This window comes from Schaalia sp. ORNL0103, from assembly GCF_019429565.1.
Classification (GTDB): domain Bacteria; phylum Actinomycetota; class Actinomycetes; order Actinomycetales; family Actinomycetaceae; genus Pauljensenia.
Genome location: NZ_JAHXSA010000003.1, coordinates 71,606 through 87,149 on the forward strand (window position 1 = coordinate 71,606; position 15,544 = coordinate 87,149).

15 protein-coding genes are annotated in these 15,544 nt (G+C 64.2%); 10 read left to right on the forward strand and 5 right to left on the reverse strand.

Going from position 1 to position 15,544, the window contains the following annotated elements; translation table 11 throughout:
* Positions 1-3: 3 nt before the first annotated feature.
* The 7 genes from JJJ16_RS08770 (at position 4) to JJJ16_RS08800 (ending at position 8,397) form a co-directional block, all read left to right on the forward strand.
* Positions 4-1,458, forward strand: coding sequence for a type VII secretion protein EccB (locus JJJ16_RS08770; RefSeq protein ID WP_219752302.1), 1,455 nt, complete (start codon positions 4-6; stop codon positions 1,456-1,458).
* The gene (locus JJJ16_RS08775) at positions 1,455-2,873 is read left to right on the forward strand and encodes a S8 family serine peptidase (RefSeq protein ID WP_318836545.1); all 1,419 of its coding nucleotides are present in this window, start codon (positions 1,455-1,457) and stop codon (positions 2,871-2,873) included. Before JJJ16_RS08770 ends, JJJ16_RS08775 begins: the two co-directional genes overlap by 4 nt.
* On the forward strand, positions 2,870-4,057 hold the full coding sequence (locus JJJ16_RS08780; protein WP_318836546.1) for a S8/S53 family peptidase: 1,188 nt from the start codon (positions 2,870-2,872) through the stop codon (positions 4,055-4,057). Before JJJ16_RS08775 ends, JJJ16_RS08780 begins: the two co-directional genes overlap by 4 nt.
* Before the next feature lie 56 nt (positions 4,058-4,113).
* Positions 4,114-5,319 carry a S8 family peptidase gene (locus JJJ16_RS08785; RefSeq protein WP_219752304.1) on the forward strand — a complete coding sequence of 402 codons (1,206 nt, stop codon included), beginning with the start codon at positions 4,114-4,116 and terminating at the stop codon, positions 5,317-5,319.
* 134 nt (positions 5,320-5,453) lie between these two features.
* On the forward strand, positions 5,454-5,849 hold the full coding sequence (locus JJJ16_RS08790) for a YbaB/EbfC family nucleoid-associated protein (protein ID WP_219752305.1): 396 nt from the start codon (positions 5,454-5,456) through the stop codon (positions 5,847-5,849).
* A complete protein-coding gene (locus JJJ16_RS08795) occupies positions 5,846-7,189 on the forward strand; it encodes a hemophore-related protein (RefSeq protein WP_219752307.1) in 1,344 nt (447 codons plus the stop codon). The genes JJJ16_RS08790 and JJJ16_RS08795 overlap by 4 nt, the downstream gene beginning before the upstream one ends.
* Positions 7,186-8,397 carry a hypothetical protein gene (locus JJJ16_RS08800; RefSeq protein WP_219752309.1) on the forward strand — a complete coding sequence of 404 codons (1,212 nt, stop codon included), beginning with the start codon at positions 7,186-7,188 and terminating at the stop codon, positions 8,395-8,397. Before JJJ16_RS08795 ends, JJJ16_RS08800 begins: the two co-directional genes overlap by 4 nt.
* Before the next feature lie 175 nt (positions 8,398-8,572).
* On the opposite strand, the gene JJJ16_RS08805 is transcribed toward JJJ16_RS08800, so the two are convergent.
* The 3 genes from JJJ16_RS08805 to JJJ16_RS08815 form a co-directional block, all read right to left on the reverse strand.
* Positions 8,573-9,250 (reverse strand): potassium channel family protein, encoded by a 678-nt coding sequence (locus tag JJJ16_RS08805; RefSeq protein ID WP_003792081.1) that lies wholly within the window; start codon positions 9,248-9,250, stop codon positions 8,573-8,575.
* A gap of 263 nt (positions 9,251-9,513) precedes the next feature.
* Positions 9,514-10,572, reverse strand: a complete 1,059-nt coding sequence (locus tag JJJ16_RS10215; protein ID WP_225905278.1) for a DUF559 domain-containing protein — start codon at positions 10,570-10,572, stop codon at positions 9,514-9,516.
* A 540-nt stretch (positions 10,573-11,112) separates the two neighbouring features.
* The gene (locus JJJ16_RS08815; RefSeq protein WP_219752311.1) at positions 11,113-12,675 is read right to left on the reverse strand and encodes a TrkH family potassium uptake protein; all 1,563 of its coding nucleotides are present in this window, start codon (positions 12,673-12,675) and stop codon (positions 11,113-11,115) included.
* Between the two features lie 142 nt (positions 12,676-12,817).
* Here JJJ16_RS08815 and JJJ16_RS08820 point away from each other — a divergent pair, with 142 nt between their 5' ends.
* The 3 genes from JJJ16_RS08820 to JJJ16_RS08830 all read left to right on the forward strand — a co-directional run bounded on the left by JJJ16_RS08820 (position 12,818) and on the right by JJJ16_RS08830 (position 13,952).
* Positions 12,818-13,036 carry a helix-turn-helix domain-containing protein gene (locus tag JJJ16_RS08820; protein ID WP_003792089.1) on the forward strand — a complete coding sequence of 73 codons (219 nt, stop codon included), beginning with the start codon at positions 12,818-12,820 and terminating at the stop codon, positions 13,034-13,036.
* Positions 13,037-13,120: 84 nt separating this feature from the next.
* Positions 13,121-13,219 (forward strand): 30S ribosomal protein bS22, encoded by a 99-nt coding sequence (locus JJJ16_RS08825; protein WP_003792170.1) that lies wholly within the window; start codon positions 13,121-13,123, stop codon positions 13,217-13,219.
* 64 nt (positions 13,220-13,283) lie between these two features.
* Entirely contained in the window at positions 13,284-13,952 is a 669-nt protein-coding gene (locus JJJ16_RS08830) for a histidine phosphatase family protein (protein WP_048777163.1), read from the forward strand.
* 106 nt (positions 13,953-14,058) lie between these two features.
* Here JJJ16_RS08830 and JJJ16_RS08835 read toward each other — a convergent pair whose 3' ends face one another.
* On the reverse strand, positions 14,059-14,451 hold the full coding sequence (locus JJJ16_RS08835; RefSeq protein ID WP_219752313.1) for a PLD nuclease N-terminal domain-containing protein: 393 nt from the start codon (positions 14,449-14,451) through the stop codon (positions 14,059-14,061).
* Between the two features lie 76 nt (positions 14,452-14,527).
* A complete protein-coding gene (locus tag JJJ16_RS08840) occupies positions 14,528-15,433 on the reverse strand; it encodes a ribokinase (RefSeq protein WP_219752314.1) in 906 nt (301 codons plus the stop codon).
* Positions 15,434-15,544: the final 111 nt, after the last annotated feature.

Here is a 15,544-nt window from a genome sequence, read left to right on the forward strand (position 1 = left end):
ACCATGCCGTCGAGTAAAGACATCCTCGAAGCCCAGCGCTTTAATCGAAACCGCCTGATCACGGCCTTCACCTCCGGCACACCCGACGGGCGCGAGGTCGACACGCCCTCGCCCGTGCGCCCCCTTATTTTCGGGCTCGTGGTCGCCGTTATTCTCAGCGTGGTGGGAATCGGCATGCGCGTTTTTGCGCCGAACCCGAAACTCGGGGAGGCGCAGTATCAGCTGATCGACGTCAAGGGGACGGGTGCCCGCTATTTCTGGGCAAACGGCGTCCTCCATCCCATCGCGAACGTGACCACCGCTAGGCTCCTCAGCCCCGAATCGAAGCTGACGACCATCCAGGCATCAGCGTCGTCACTCGAGAACATTCCGCGCGGCGCCCAGATCGGACTGCCCGACGTCCCCGATGACGTGCCAGTACCCGACATGCTGAGTAAGCAGTGGCTTTCCTGCGACATGGAGTCCGGCTACCATACGTGGATCGCCAAGGAACTGCCTGCGGCGAATTTTCCGGTGAAGCAGGCGACATCCGCGCTCGTTCAGGCGACCGGCAGCGGAGACAAGTACTTCGTCGATCGGGAAAAAGGCAAGAAGTACTACATTGACTCCAGCGTGAGCCGCCTGGGTGACTGGGCACTGTCCTTCCAGAACCTCACCAGCTACCCGATCACCGTCGAACCCGAGTGGCTTGACCTCTTCCCCTCGGGCACGCCTCTGCGCCCCTGGAGCTACAACGACATCGAAAACGCTGGGCAGCCGGCCGCGAACTTGCCCGGCGACCTGAAGAACGAGGGCATCACCATCGGAATGGTCCTCGACCAGGTCGACTCCACCGGTCAGGTCAAGAACTCCTACCTGGTGATCGACGACTCGAATCTGGTGGTCTTCAACTCGACTGCGGCGCGCCTGTATCAGGACGCCCCGCCCTCGAAGAAGTTCCCCACCGAGATGTTCAAGTACGTCGAGCCCGTCCGAGCCGTCTTCGTCGGTGACGATTGGCCTGACGTCAAGGACTTTGAATCGCCCGAGTGGTTTGATGAGAGCCGCGACGCGTCCAGCCGGACGGTCCTGTGCGCCGCGATGGACACCACTGATCGCGCTAATCCGACGTTCGACCTGGTCACCATGCCTGAGAAGCGCGCGATCGAAGCGTCCTACGACGCGGAATCTCTGCAGTCCCCGAAGGGGCCGTCCACGACGCGTAACGTCACTGTCGCGGGCGGATCTGGCGCCCTCCTCGCCCTCACGTCGGGCGGTGGCGGCGAGGCAGCGTCCTACGTCTTCATCTCCGATATGGGCTTCCGCCACTCCCTCGGCGATGTCCCCTCCGTCTCCATGAATGCCCTCGGGTGGCAGGCATCCGAGGCTGCGTCGGTCCCGCGCGCGTGGGGCGAGCTCATCCCGCCGGGTTCCGAGATGTCTCCGAAGGCCGCCGCCACCTCAGTGGGGCTCAAGTGAGCGCCCACCGCACGCGTTCCCGGTCCCTGGGCCGAGGCCTCGTCGGGGCCTCGCTGATCGCAGGACTCGTGCTCGCTCCTATCGCTGCGCCCGTCGTCGCGCCTGATGACTCCGGTGCGTTCGGTCCCGGCGTCGCCCACGCGGACCCGGTACCGACGCCGAGCGTGCGTCCGACTCCGACGGCGACTCCCTCGTCGTCGGCGACGACGCCCGCCAGCGATTCCGAGGGCGGCGAATGCTCGCAAAACTCGCCCTCGTACATCAAGCAAACACCCGCCATCTTCGACGCCGTCGGAGTGCGTCGCGCCTGGGAGGTCTCGCGAGGCCGTGGCGTCACGGTCGCGATCGTCGACTCGGGCGTCGCCGCAGGCAATCAGCACTTTCAGGGCCCGGACGGGCCCGTCGTGCTGCCCGGCATCGACCTGAGCGGTGAAAACACCGACGGGCGCGTCGACGTCGGCGAACACGGCACCGCCATCGCCGGTGCGATCGCCGCGCAGGAGCTGCCCAAGGAGATGGGATCTGGCCTCGTCGGCGTCGCCCCCGAGGCGAAGATCCTCCCGGTGCGCGTTGACAGCGGGCTTCAGGACAATCGCCCGCACAAGGAAGGCGAAGAGACCTTCATGTCGAAGGTGGGCCGCGGGATCCAGTGGGCCGCCGACCATGGCGCGCAGATCATCGTCGTCGCACAGTCTGCTCCCGAGGGGGACCCCCAGCTGGAGGCAGCCGTCAACGCCGTGCGAGGCAGGGCCCTCGTCGTGGCCTCGACCGGCAACGTGTACCAGGGGCAGGAAGCGAATCAGGTCGTCTACCCGGCCGCCTACCCGGGCGTGCTCGGCGTGACCGCCTCGAATGCCGACGGATCGGCCTCGGACCAGCAGGTGCACGGCGCGCACGTCAAGCTCGCCGTGCCCGCCGGCGTCATCCTCACGACCTGGTTCGATCAGGCCGACTGCCTCGTCGGCGGATACGAGGGGGACCAGCCTCTGCCGTCCTCGTCCTACGCGACCGCATACGCGGGCGGCTTCGCGGCCCTCGTGGCCTCGGCCTACCCCGATGAGGGGCCCGACATGTGGAAATACCGGCTCGAAGTGACCGCCCTGCGCGGTACCCCCGATCAACGCACCGACGCCCTCGGATGGGGTATCGTCGCTCCCTTCGACGCCCTCACCTTCACCGATATCGGCACCAGGTTCGGGCCCGAACACCCTAACGCCGCGGAGCATCCCGCTCCCGCCCGACCGGCCGTGGCCTCGGCGGACTTGACCTCGCGCGATAACAACCTGACGATCCGCGCCTACATCGTGTCCGCGATCGCCGTCCTCGGGGCGTCGCTGATCGGAGGCCTCGTGATCCTCTCCCACCTGCGCGGTAGGCCCGCCGTAGTCGAAGACTCAGAAGAGGACCTGTCGTGACCACCTGGGTGTCGCGGCGCTGGGCGAAGAGCGTGGGCGTCCTCGCCAGCGCCCTCGCGCTCAGCCTCGGTGTGAGCCTCACCGCCGTTGCGCCGGCTTACGCCGCCGACCCACCGGTGACCGCTGACAAGCAGGACTACTACAAGTACTACAAGCTCAAGTCCATCCACGATCAGGGAATCACGGGCAAAGGCGTCACCATCGCGGTCCTGGATGGCGCGGTCAACCCGAACATTCCCGAACTCAGGGGCGCGAACATTCAGGATCGGATGCCCTGCGTCAAGGACTCAGCCCCCGAGAATATGGCGCATGGCACCACGGTCGCGCAGATCCTGGTCTCGCCCGAGTTTGGTGTGGCGCCGGACGCGACGCTCTACACCTATACACTCCCCCTTCATGGTGATGCGTCGAACTGCACGCTCTCCGGCTGGACGGGTGAAGCAGAGAACGACACGCCTCTCCTCATTGAGCAAGCGATCAACGACGGCGCCGACATCATCACGATCTCCAGTAACTTTGACGATAATTCCATCGACCTTCGATGGGCGATGGCCAGAGCCATGGCCGCGGGCGTCATCGTCGTGGCCGCGATGGGCAACGAGACTACCGAGGACCCCGATGATGCGCTGGCTATCTGGACGGGAATCTGCGGCATCGGAGCGACGCTGCATGACGGCAGCCTGACGGAGTACACGAACTGGGGCAGCGGGTTGCTGACGACCGCCCTGGGAACAGTCCTGACGCGCGACACGTCCACCGGTCGTGTCGAGGAGGCTGACGGAACGTCCTTTGCGACCCCGATTATCGCCGGCTTTTTGGCGCTCGGCTGGCAGCACTTCGACGAGGACGTGAGCGCAGGGCAGATGCTTCAAGCGCTGGCTGCAACGGGGAGAAGCGGAAACGAGTGGAACAAGTTCACCGGCTACGGCCCTGCCGACCCGATCGCGTTCCTCCGGTCAGACCCGTCGCAGTATACGGACGAAAATCCGTGCGTACCGCAGGACAACAGGTCTTTGCCTACGAGGGATGATGTCATCGACTACATGGACGGCGTCGTCAACCCCATTCTGATTCGTAATGATGATGTCTACGTCTACCGCGGCGTGAACGAAGAGGCTGCACTCAGCCGCGAACACGGCTACCCGACCCACATCGGCACCAGCCCCCGGTACCACAGTCAGTGACGGGCCTCGGCTTGCCCGAGTGCCTGATTGCCCGAACGAAAGGAACAGACAAGACGATGCGATCGATCGGTCGGCCCCGAGGCCTGCGTGCCCTCTCCGTTCTGGCCTCGGCCTGCGCCCTGGCCCTGACGGCCGTGCTCTCGCCCGTCACCCCCGCTGCCCCTGCGGAGGCGGTGGATCGCAAGGTCACAGCGGCGGATGAGGCGTACTATTCGCGCTACAACCTTGCGTCCTTGCATGCGCAGGGGAAGAGGGGGGATGGAGTCATCATCGCGCTCATTGATGGTCGCGTCGATACGTCGATTCCGGAGCTGCAAGGGGCTGATATTCAAGACAAGACCCCGTGTCAGGTCACGCCCGATGCGGAGTCGAACGATCATGCGACATTTCTCGCTCAGCTTCTGGTCGCCCCGGACTTCGGAGTCGCTCCCGGTGCGACACTCTACAGCTACGCCCAGGCGGGTTCGACGAGAGAAGCGGGCGGAGACTGCAACCTAGGGGCGCGTTCAACAGCCTATGCAGATCAATCCGTGCTTATTGAACAGGCCTTGAATGACGGCGTGGACATCATCTCGATCTCTTCCAACTATGCGTCCAGGGACAGTGAATCATTGAAATGGGCAGTTGCACGCGCTGCCGTCGACGGCGTGCCAATTGTTGGTTCGATGGGTAATGACGGAGAGCGTAATCGCACGGATCGCGTGGGGGCGTGGGGTTCGGTTGTTGGTGTTGGGGCACTTGAAACTGATGGGCGCTATGCGGACTACTCAAACTACGGTGATGGGGTCTCCATCGCCGCAGTGGGAGAGATGGCTGCGCGTCAGGCCAGCACCAATAAAATCGTGACAACAGCGGGTACTTCGAACTCTGCACCTTTGGTTGCGGGAGTGCTAGCCCTGGCGTGGTCCGACTTTGATGACGGAGTGACGGGGTATCAGATTCTGCAGGCGCTGGTTGCGACCGCGAGCGGGTCGGGTGGCAAATGGAACGATCGGACCGGTTATGGTGAGGTCGATCCAGCGGCCCTGTTGGCGTCTGATCCGTCGCGGTATCCAGACGAGAACCCCTTCGAAGAGAAGCAAGGTGATTCCGTCGTGACTCCGGATGACATCGATGATTACTACGATGGGCTCGTGAACCCGAGCTCCGTTTATAACGACGACACGTATGTGTACCGGGGCCTCGATGAGCAGGTGGTGACTTCGGGCGCGTCCGGTTACCCGGCTCATCTCGGCACGAGCCCCCGGTACCACGCGCAGTGAATGATTCCCATGAGCGAGCAATCACTCGCAAATACTGAACGAATTGGCGACTTCCGGTCGCCACAGAGGCGGTCTTACCGTCTCGGTACATGAAGTGGTGCACGTGCGCCAAGGAACTCAGTTAGGATAACCGTATGGTAGAGACGATGGGGAGCACCCCCGAAGAAGTTAGGCAGACTATCCGGGCTCAGATGGAAGCCGCTGAAAAGCGTGCCGAGAATGCCCGTGAACTCGTTGAGATTCTCAAGACAGCGAAGACGCGTGGCGTCGACGCTCAGGGCGACGTTGAGGTCGAAATCGACTCGGACGGTCGCCTCGTGAAGCTGTCGATCGATGATGACGCGCTCCAGGGAAGTGCGCGTGAACTCGAGGACTCGATCATGGAGGCCTACGCCGACGCTGGTCGCAACATGCGTGACTACATTCGCATGCAGACCACCCAGCGATTTGGCGAGGACGGCGGCTCGCTCGGCGGTTACCTCGAGACCATCTCCTCGAACCTCAACTCTCTCGGTACGGGGCAGCGATGAGCGCGGATCTTGGCGTCAATACAGAAATAATCCGTGATCATGCGACCACGGTCAGTGACTGTGCGTCGACCCTCGACGAGAGCGTGGGCGTCGCCAACTCGACGCAGGGCCAGGTTAACGGCAACGCCTTCGGCCTGATCTGTTCCTTCTTCGTTCCCCCGGTCAACAAGCAGATCACGAACCTGACGAAGATGATCTCGGACTGCTCCGCAGCCGAGAAGCGTCTTGTCAACTGCCTGCTCCAGTGGGCGCAGGAGATGGACGATCTTGAGCAAGACATCGTTGGGGATCTGAACAAAATCCAAGACGGCGTGGGCACATTCACTAAGCCTATTGGCAACGGCGGCAACGGCGGAAATGGCGGTGACGGCGGTAACGGTGGAAATGGCGGTGACGGCGGTAACGGTGGTGCCGGTGGCGCCGGTGGTGCCGGTGGAGCTGGCGGTGCTGGTGGCGCTGGCGGCTACGGCGGCGGCGGAGGTGGCGGCGGCTACGGTGGTGGCGGCGGCTTCGGCGGCGGAGGCGGCACGGGTGGTGGCGGCGGCTTCGGCGGAGGTGGCGGCACCGGTGGTGGCGGCGGCTTCGGCGGAGGTGGCGGCCTGGGCGGCCTCAGCGGACAGTCCACAATGCCCTCCCTCTCAAACAACCCCGGCCTCGGCGATGACTCCGCAAAGGACGGTAAGGACGGGCACGACGGTAAGGACGGGCACGACGGCAAGGATGGTAAGGAAGGCAAGGATGGCCAGTCCGGTAACTCCTTCGACAGCCTCCTCGGCGGCCACGACAAGCTCAACGCCGACGACGACGAACTGCGTCGCTTCCTCGAGAAGCAGCGCGACGACGAAAACACCGATCTTGCCGAGTTCTACGAGCGCCAGAAGGAAGACCAGAACGAGGCGCTCGCGCGCTACGCTGACGCGCACCCCGGTGAGGACATCTCCGAGGTCAAGAGCCTCATCGAGTCCAACCAGCAGGAGCAGCAGGACGCGATGACGGACTTCCTGTCGCGCCAGCGCACCGAAGAAGAAACCCAGATCCGCCAGTACGTGAAGGACAACCCGCAGGCAACGTCCCGCGAGTTCGACGCCTTCATGTCGAAGCAGCGCAACGACCAGCAGGCCAGCTACCGCAGCTTCGTCGAGGAGCAGGAGAAGGCTCAGTCCTCCCGTATCGAAGAGTTCTCGAAGGCTCACCCCGATACGAAGACGGACGACGTGCGTTCGCTCTTCGACCGGCAGGATGACCACGGCGATAAGGACATCGAAACGTTCCTGTATCGTCAGCGCCAGGATGAAGAACGCACGCTGCGTCGCTTCCTGTTTGAAGGAGTTCAGAAGTGAGCGTCGAATCCCCCGAATTCACACCGAGTATCGACTACACCACCCCGACCGAGGGCCTGGGTATCGTCGACGAGCTGTACAACGTCGCCCAGGACCTGCGCGCCGGCGAGGTGAACAACCTCGTCAGCTCGGCCAAGGCAATCTACGAGGAAGCAGCCGGGCTCGCCGTTGACCCTATCGGTGGTCTCGTCGGTATGGGCGTCGAGTGGATCTTGCAGCACATCGATCCCCTCAAGACCTGGGTGAACCAGCTGACCGGCGACTCGGCTCAGGTGTACGGCATGAGCTCCAGCTGGGACTCCATCTCGAGCTCCCTCGCCTCCGTTGCTGAAGAGCTGCAGTCCACCGCACAGGCCGCGATGTCCGGCATGCACGGCGAAGCAGTGCGCGCGTACCTGGAGCGCCAGGCCGTCGTCTCCAGTGCGATCGACGGCGTCTCTGCCGCGTCTGGTGCCTTCGGCGAGGCGCTCACGAAGGTGGCAGACTCCGTCGACAGCATCCACGACGCCGTCGTGGGCGCCATCGGCGATATCGTCGGCAGCTGTGTTTCCGCAGCGGTCGAAGTCGTATGCACCTGGGGCCTTGCGGCTCCCGTCGCCGAAGCGCAGGTTGCCAGTAAGGTCGCCAAGTGGGTCGGACTCATCGGCCCTGTCCTGGATGTCCTCATGGAAGCCGTTCAGGCCATCATGGCGATCTACGCCGTCATGACCTCTGTCGGCGAGAACCTGACCCGCGGCGTCGAGCACATCGGCGAGCAGTGCCAGGCCCCCGGCGGCGGCTGCTGCGGCGAGGGACACAGCAAGGGCGGCGAGGGCTACGAGCTGCGCGACGGAAGAAACGTGTACGTCGACGGCGATAACAACGGCACCATCGTGAACGGTGACGTCAATATCGAGCAAGACAATCACACGGAAATCAACCCCAGTATCGAGTTCAGCCCCGAGATCAATATTGAGCACGAACACGAAGAGCACCACCACCACCACGGTAAGCACGACGGGGGCGACGACTCTTCGCACGACAAATCGCACGGTCGCAAGGCACCGCACGAGCAGCAGCACAACGGCGCTAATGAGCACGGAACTCGCCCGCGCAAGCAGCACGGAGGCAACCACGACAGCGGAAACGATGGGAATCACCATCGTCGCAAGGGTGGCAGCAGCCGCGGTGGCGGCTCTCACCATCACCGTCGCCGTCCTCATCACTGAGTGGATGACCCAGTCCTCTGGTGACCGACGGTGCCCTGCGCGCCGACGGCAACCAGAGACCAGGGACGCGCTCTGCCTCGCCGCATGAGCGTGAACGGCCCCGGCCTCGTCCTCACGTGACAATAGGAGGGCCCCGCACAGATCACCGTGCGGGGCCCTCCTGCGTACAGACCGCCTACGGCCTATTCGCGAAGTACTCCAGCAGATGCGAGTCACCCGACACGATGATCTCGTCGTCAGCGTTAATGCGCGTCGACGAGTCCGCGTACTCGAAGCGCTGCTTGGGACGGCGGATCGCCAGCACGTTCACGCCATAGCGGCCACGCAGGTCGAGCTCCTCAAGGGAGAAGCCGCGCACCTCCTGCGGTGGGCGCAACTTCATGATGGAAAAGCCGTCCTTCTCCATCTCGATGTAGTCGACCATGCGGCCACCCACCAGGTGCGCCGTACGCTTGCCTGCATCCAGGTCGGGGTAAACGACATGGTGGGCACCCACGCGGCGGAGGATGCGGCCATGCTGGGAAGACGTCGCCTTCACCCAGATCGAAGAAATACCCATGTCGACCAGGTTTGCGGTAATGAGCACCGCCGCCTCCAGCGAGGAACCCACGCCGACAACGGCGCTACGGAACTCCCGCGCCCCCAGCTGCTCGAGCGCATCCTTGGACGTCGCATCCGCCTCGACGAGCGGGAAACGACCCGCGAAAGCCTGCACGCGGGCGGGGTTCTTTTCGACGGCCAGGATCTCGTAGCCCAGCTGGTCCTGCGTCACCGCCACGGCGGAGCCGAAACGGCCCAGCCCGATGACGAGCGTTCCCGACTGGAGTTCCTTTGACTCGCGTTCATCTGCCATGCCCCCATTCTTCCCTGCGCACGCCCCCAACGCGAACGCTGCGGCCGTCAGCGTGGTTTAGTGAGCCGACGTGGATGCGTTGGTGAGCATGATGGTGCCTGCGACAGCTCAGGGGCGCATGATCCGTGGCGTGAGGATGTTTCCGTCGTGCGAGGGGATGGCGTTGAGCCGAGTCCAATGGGGCTGGCCAGGTTTGTCGCGGTACAGGTGTCGGTATCTGGTCGGTGCGCGTGAAACACGCGTGAAACATCACGGCTCGGTTGTTAACGTCCTACCTTCGCGCGGATGGCGACCAGAACCTGGGCGACGACCTCGTCGATGACGCGAAGATCCGACCATCGGACACGAATGACTGTCCACCCGTCGCGTTCAAGGTCTCGCTGTCGACGTTGCTCGGCCTCAATGCTGTCGTGTACTTGATCGACGGTGTCCCCGTATTTGATTCGCCCGTCGAACTCGATGGCAATCTTCAGGTCGGGCAGCGCAATATCGATGAAGTACGCATGGCCATCGATGTGGACTTCCTCCTGAGTGGTCATGCCGTTGATACCCGCGCGCAACAGTGCGAGCAAGACGAGGGCCTCGCCCGGAGACTCGCATCCAGCGTCAGCGCGGTCAATGATCCATCGGGCGCGCTCACGTCCGACGGTGTTGAGGGGAGTGTTAGCCAATGCCTCGTGGAACTCTTTGCGCGCCTCCTCCTGGCGGACACGTGACTCAGCCTGACGAAAACGGTCGAAGTGGCACGCGTGGGCCAACCCTGCGCAGGCGATGGAGAACCCGTGCTTGTCGGCCAATAGGCGGGCGCAGTCAACGACAACTCGCGCCGGTGTGGCGATGCGGAAGTCCAAGTAGTTGATTGAGGGAACTGGCGATCGGGGGCGAGAAACGGTCGTTGTCACTGCCGAAAAACGTTCATTCTTCTCAACTGTGATTGCTGGAAAATGAATCTGGCGTGGGCATTCTCGAGATGGCGCATACAGTGTGAGCTTCTCGATCTGGTCGTCGGTGGGGAGGTCGAGAAGGTAAGCGGCGACGCCGCCGCTGATGACGTAATCGGGATATCGCAGACTCAGAGCGCATAACCGGGCAACGAAAACCGCTGTTTTGCGCTGCCGTGAGTGCAGTCCAATCAAGCGCGCTGAAGGGATATAAATGCCGGTGAGAAGACGAATGAATTCTCCTTTCTGCACGCGCCTATGGATGCGTTCACTAGCTGCATGCGAGTCGGCAATGACTAGGGATGCGCGGATGGATGCCACCCGGTCGCGCAGCAAAGCAGCATCTTCGTTGTGCGCATGCGCGCCTCGTTGTTGGTCCATGTGTCCAACTGTGTGACGACTGGAGTGCGCCTTCAAGCTCTCTGTGTGAGCCTGTGGATAACGACAAGTCGAGAGTTAGCCTGTGGATAACAAGCGATGGTCCTGATGCGCTGAAAGTGAATGCCCGTCCACGCGAGCATGCGAAACGCTCGTTGGGAGTTGTCTGAGCGAGACGATATTCGCCCTGCGGTTCGAAGTGGGTTGAAAAGCGTGACATTTTTCGCCCTGCTCGGCAAAAATGGCTGGATTTTGGCGTTTTTGGGCTTGCTGGGCGAGTTTTGGCTCGGTTTGGTCGTGGGTGGGGTGTTGCCGGGCGAGTTTTGTCTCGGTTTGGCCGTGGGTGGGGTGTTGCTGGGCGAGTTTTGGCTCGGTTTGGCCGTGGGTGGGCTGTTGCTGGGCGAACTTTTTCGCGCTCTTGCGCTATCAGGCCGCCCGCTCTCGCGCCGCGACGACGCCACATGGCCTCACGCCGCGACGATGCCAGTCTGTTGCCCACCGAACCGGCCAGGCAGCTACCGAACCGCTCTGCAGCCCCCGCAACTAGCCGATGATTGGCCGTTCTTCCGGCATGCGGATGACACGGGAGCGCTCGCGCAGGGCGAGCGCCGCAGCCACCGTCATGGAGCCGGTACGGCCAGCGAACATGAGGAAAATCAGCACGTACTTGGCGCCGACGGGCAAGATCGGGGTGATGCCGGTGGACAGGCCTACGGTCGCGAACGCGGAGGCGGTCTCGAACAGGATGATGTCGAGAGAATAGTGCGTCATTGACAGCAGCAGGACGACGGACACGGCCACGAGCGCCAGGCCCAGCAGCGACACGGCAACCGCCAGTCGGACGGCGCTCGTGGGAATGCGTCGCCCGAAGGTCTCGATGTCGCGGTCGCCTCGCGCCTCAGCGATGACGGCCAAGACGAGAACGGCAAAAGTTGTGACCTTCACGCCGCCCGCCGTGGATGCGGAGCCGCCGCCAATCATCATGAGGATGTCCTGCACGAAGTGGGTCTGGGTCTGCATGGCGCCGACGTCCAGGGCCGACAGTCCGGACGAGCGGGAGTTCACGCCGGCGAGCATCGCGTTGAGGATCTTGGAGGGAGTGTCGATCGCGCCCAGGGTCGCGGGATTGTTCCACTCGGTGAGAGCCAGGGCGAGTGCCCCCACGAATGCGAGAATCAGGTAGGTCGACAGGGTGAGCTTGGTGTGGAGCCGCCAGCGCCGGGGTGTGCGCAGGTTCTTGGCGACGTCCATGATGACGGGGAAGCCGATGGCGCCCACGGTGGTGCCCAGGATGATGGGGATGAGCATCCACCAGTCGGTGACGTGGGGGGAGAGGCCTTCGGGGAGGATGACGAAGCCTGCGTTGTTGAACACGGAGATCGCCATGAAGACGGCGTCCCACACGGCGCGGACGGGGTCGATGCCCATCGACAGGAAGCGCGGGAGGAATACGGCGGCCAGGAGGGCCTGCATGGTCAGTGATGTCGCGATGACGGCCTTGAGCAGGAGGGAGATCTGGCCCATGGCGCCGGTGCCGGTTTCCTGCGTGGCGAGCATGCGCTGGGTGAGGCCGAGGTGGCGTGAGACAGCGAATCCGAGGATCGACGCGAGGGTCATGACGCCCAGGCCGCCGACGACGATGCCGGCGGCGATGACTGCCTGCCCGAAGGGGGACCAGTAGGTCGCGGTGTCGACGGTGGTCAGGCCGGTGACGCAGACGGCAGACACGGCGGTGAAGAGAACGTCGACGAAGGGGGCAGACGTGTCGGAAGAGGAGGAGATTGGCAACATCAGGAGCGCCGTGATGACGCCGATGATGAGTGCGAATGTGCCCAGAGCGAGGCGTGCGGGTGAATACCGGGCCTGCTTGGACAGCCACGCGCGCACGCGCTGCACGGTTGTGGTGGGTACCTCGCCGTGCGGGTTCTGGGGGCCTTCGGGGACCCGGCGTACGACTGGGGAGGGCTGTGGACTCAGCGGTTCCTCAGAGAGTATGGGGGCCGAGGCCGTGGCGCGTCCGCGCATCAGGGAGCGGGTGGCGCCGGGTTTGGGACGTAAGCGAGGGTGCTTGCCTCGCTGCTGACGACCCTTGTGTGCCGGTGCCATCGTTGCTCCTTAACGACTCTGCAACAAAAGTGGACAAAGTTGCAGTTTCCATGCGGTTGGGCAGTAGTATATTTCGTGAGGCTACGTAAGCGGTGAACGAATCGGGTTTAGCGCGCCTCGCGAGCATATCTGGGAGTCATTAATGGAACAGCAGTCGGCGCCGCGCTTTATGACTGTCACGGAAGTGGCGGACATCATGCGCGTCTCTAAGATGACTGTGTACCGCTTGATTCACAGTGGCGAAATGCCCGCGATTCGCGTCGGAAAGAGCTTCCGAGTCCCGGAGGCCGCGGTCGCCCAGATGATTCAGGCCGGTATGGCAGATCACTCTGGTGACCAGGCTCGCGTCATTGGCGGGTAGTATAGGCACGATGTGCCCGGCTCGGGCACCCATCATCCATCAGCGGTAGTACCTCTGCCGCACACACTACGAGGGAGGAACCCCATGGGCTCCGTCATCAAGAAGCGCCGCAAGCGCATGGCGAAGAAGAAGCACCGCAAGCTCCTGCGCAAGACGCGTCACCAGCGTCGCAACAAGAAGTGAGCGAGCGGAGGCCCGACCTTTTGGTCGGGCCTCTCGTGTATTCGGGGCCCTATACTTGGGTGTTATGGACCGCACCATTATTCACGTTATGCGCCACGGCGAGGTGGACAATCCCGACGGTGTTTTGTACGGGCGGCTGCCCGGTTTTGGGCTGACGGAGCTGGGGCATGCGATGGCTGCCCGCGCCGCTGAGTATCTGGTGGATTCGGGTGCGGATATTGCTCGCGTGATTTCGTCGCCGCTGCTGCGTGCGCAGTTGACGGCGGCTCCGACGGCGGCCGCGTACGACCTGAGTATCCAGTCTGATCCGCGCCTCATCGAGTCGGACAACGTCTTCGAGGGGCTGCCGGTGAACACCAACCGCGCGATGCTGGCGAACCCGAAGTACTACAAGTACTACTGCAACCCGCTGCGTCCCTCGTGGGGTGAGCCCTATCGGGATATTGCGTCACGCATGAGCGCGGCCCTCTCCTCGGCGCTGCGCGAGGCCCGGGGGCGTGAGGCGCTCGTCGTGTCCCATCAGAATCCGATCGTGACGCTGACGCGCTTCGTGAACGGCCAGCCGTTGGCGCACGCGCCGAAGTCGCGCCACTGTGCGCTCGCGTCGATCACGTCGTTTATTTTCTCGGGTGCGACGCTTGTGGGCACGTCCTACGCGGAGCCCGCGGCTGACCTGGTTGCGATGGCAAAGGACATGACGCCGGGGGACTCGCAGGCGGACCTGCGCCGCTGACAGAGCTGGTCGGGGCAGACCGCGTTGGCCGGGGCGCCTCGCGTCGTACCGCGACCGCATCGCGCCGCAGCAGGCTAGTGCCCGCGGCTGATGGTGTGAGCGTCGCTCAGTTGGCCTCGTCGCCGGAATCCTCGGCGGGGCCTGTTCCCTCTTCCTCGGAGTGCTTACGCTGTTCCTGCGCGCGGCGCTCGTCCTCGCGGCGCTTGCGCTGGATGTCGCGCTCGAGACGGAACAGGAACTCCGGGTCGTCGTCCGGGGCGGAGGGGCGCTTGGGGGCCTCGGGCGCTCGGGTCTGCTTCGTTTCCGCGCGCGATACCCACCGCAGGACGAGCCAGGCGATGGGGCCGATGGCGGCGATCGTCGCGGTGAAGAGGATGATCATCAGCCAGATGGGCTTGGCGATCTTTCCGGGCATCTCGTCTTCGGGCGTGCGGTGCCAGTCGGCGGCAGCGTAGATGGTGACTGCGAGCATTGCGACGACGAAGACGATCCTGGCCATGCCCCTAGCATAGGGGCGTGGGCCGTCTCACGCTGGCGCGTTCACTCCCGGAGCAATCGGAGGAGCCGCGCGGCGTTTAGGCGCGCGTGACGCGGGGGAGGTTCGCGTACGAGGGGGCGGCGCCCGGCGCGAGGACCGCCGTCGACCCGGCTCGGATTCCGTCGGCCACGGCCTCGGCGAAGGGCTTGCCGAGGGCCATAGCGGAGGCCAGCGCGCCCACGCACGCGTCCCCGGCTCCCGTGGTGTCCACGGCCTCGCCGAGGGTGAGGGCGGGGCAGTGCCCGGCCTCGCTGCCCGATGCCCACGCCGCGCCGTCCGCGCCGAGCGTCACCATGACGTGCTTGGGGCCGAGGCCTCGCAGTGCCCGCGCTACGCCGATCGCCTCGGTGGGGCCGGCGGGGGCAGGCATGCCCAGCGTCAGGCCTGCCTCCGTCTCGTTCACGACGAGAACGTCGACGCGCGCCATGAAAGCGGCGTCGGTGGGGCGCGCGGGGGCCAGGTTGAGCAGGACACGCGCACCGAAGGAGTGCGCCCACGCGAGGGCTTCGGCGTTGGCCTCGGCGGGGATCTCCGCCTGGAGGACGACGACGTCGGCGGGGGCGGGGAACAACGAGGCCTTGGCGGGCTCGACGGTCACGGTCGCGTTCGCCCCGGCGTCGAGGATGATCGTGTTCTCACCCGAGGAGGCGACAGTGATGAGCGCGGTCCCGGAGGGCCCGTCGACCTCGCGCAGGTGGGTGACGTCCACGCCGTGAGACGCCAGCTCCGCGCGCAGGCGCTGACCCGAGGGATCCGCGCCGACCGCGCCCACGAAGAAGACGGGGACCCCCGAATGTGCGGCCGCGGCAGCCTGGTTCGCGCCCTTGCCGCCGAGGCCGTAGGTGAGCGAGGTGCCCGAGAGCGTTTCGCCGGGGTTTGGGAAACGGTCGACGGTGACCGTGACGTCCTGGTTAATGGAACCGACAACGATGACGCGGGACATGGCACTCCTTTGTGAGGTGATGATTCATTGTGCCACGTCAGGGGTGCTGCGTTGTGGCTTTAGACACTTACGTGTTGGTATGTGCTCCGCGTCTGTTCGCCCCTCTTGAAT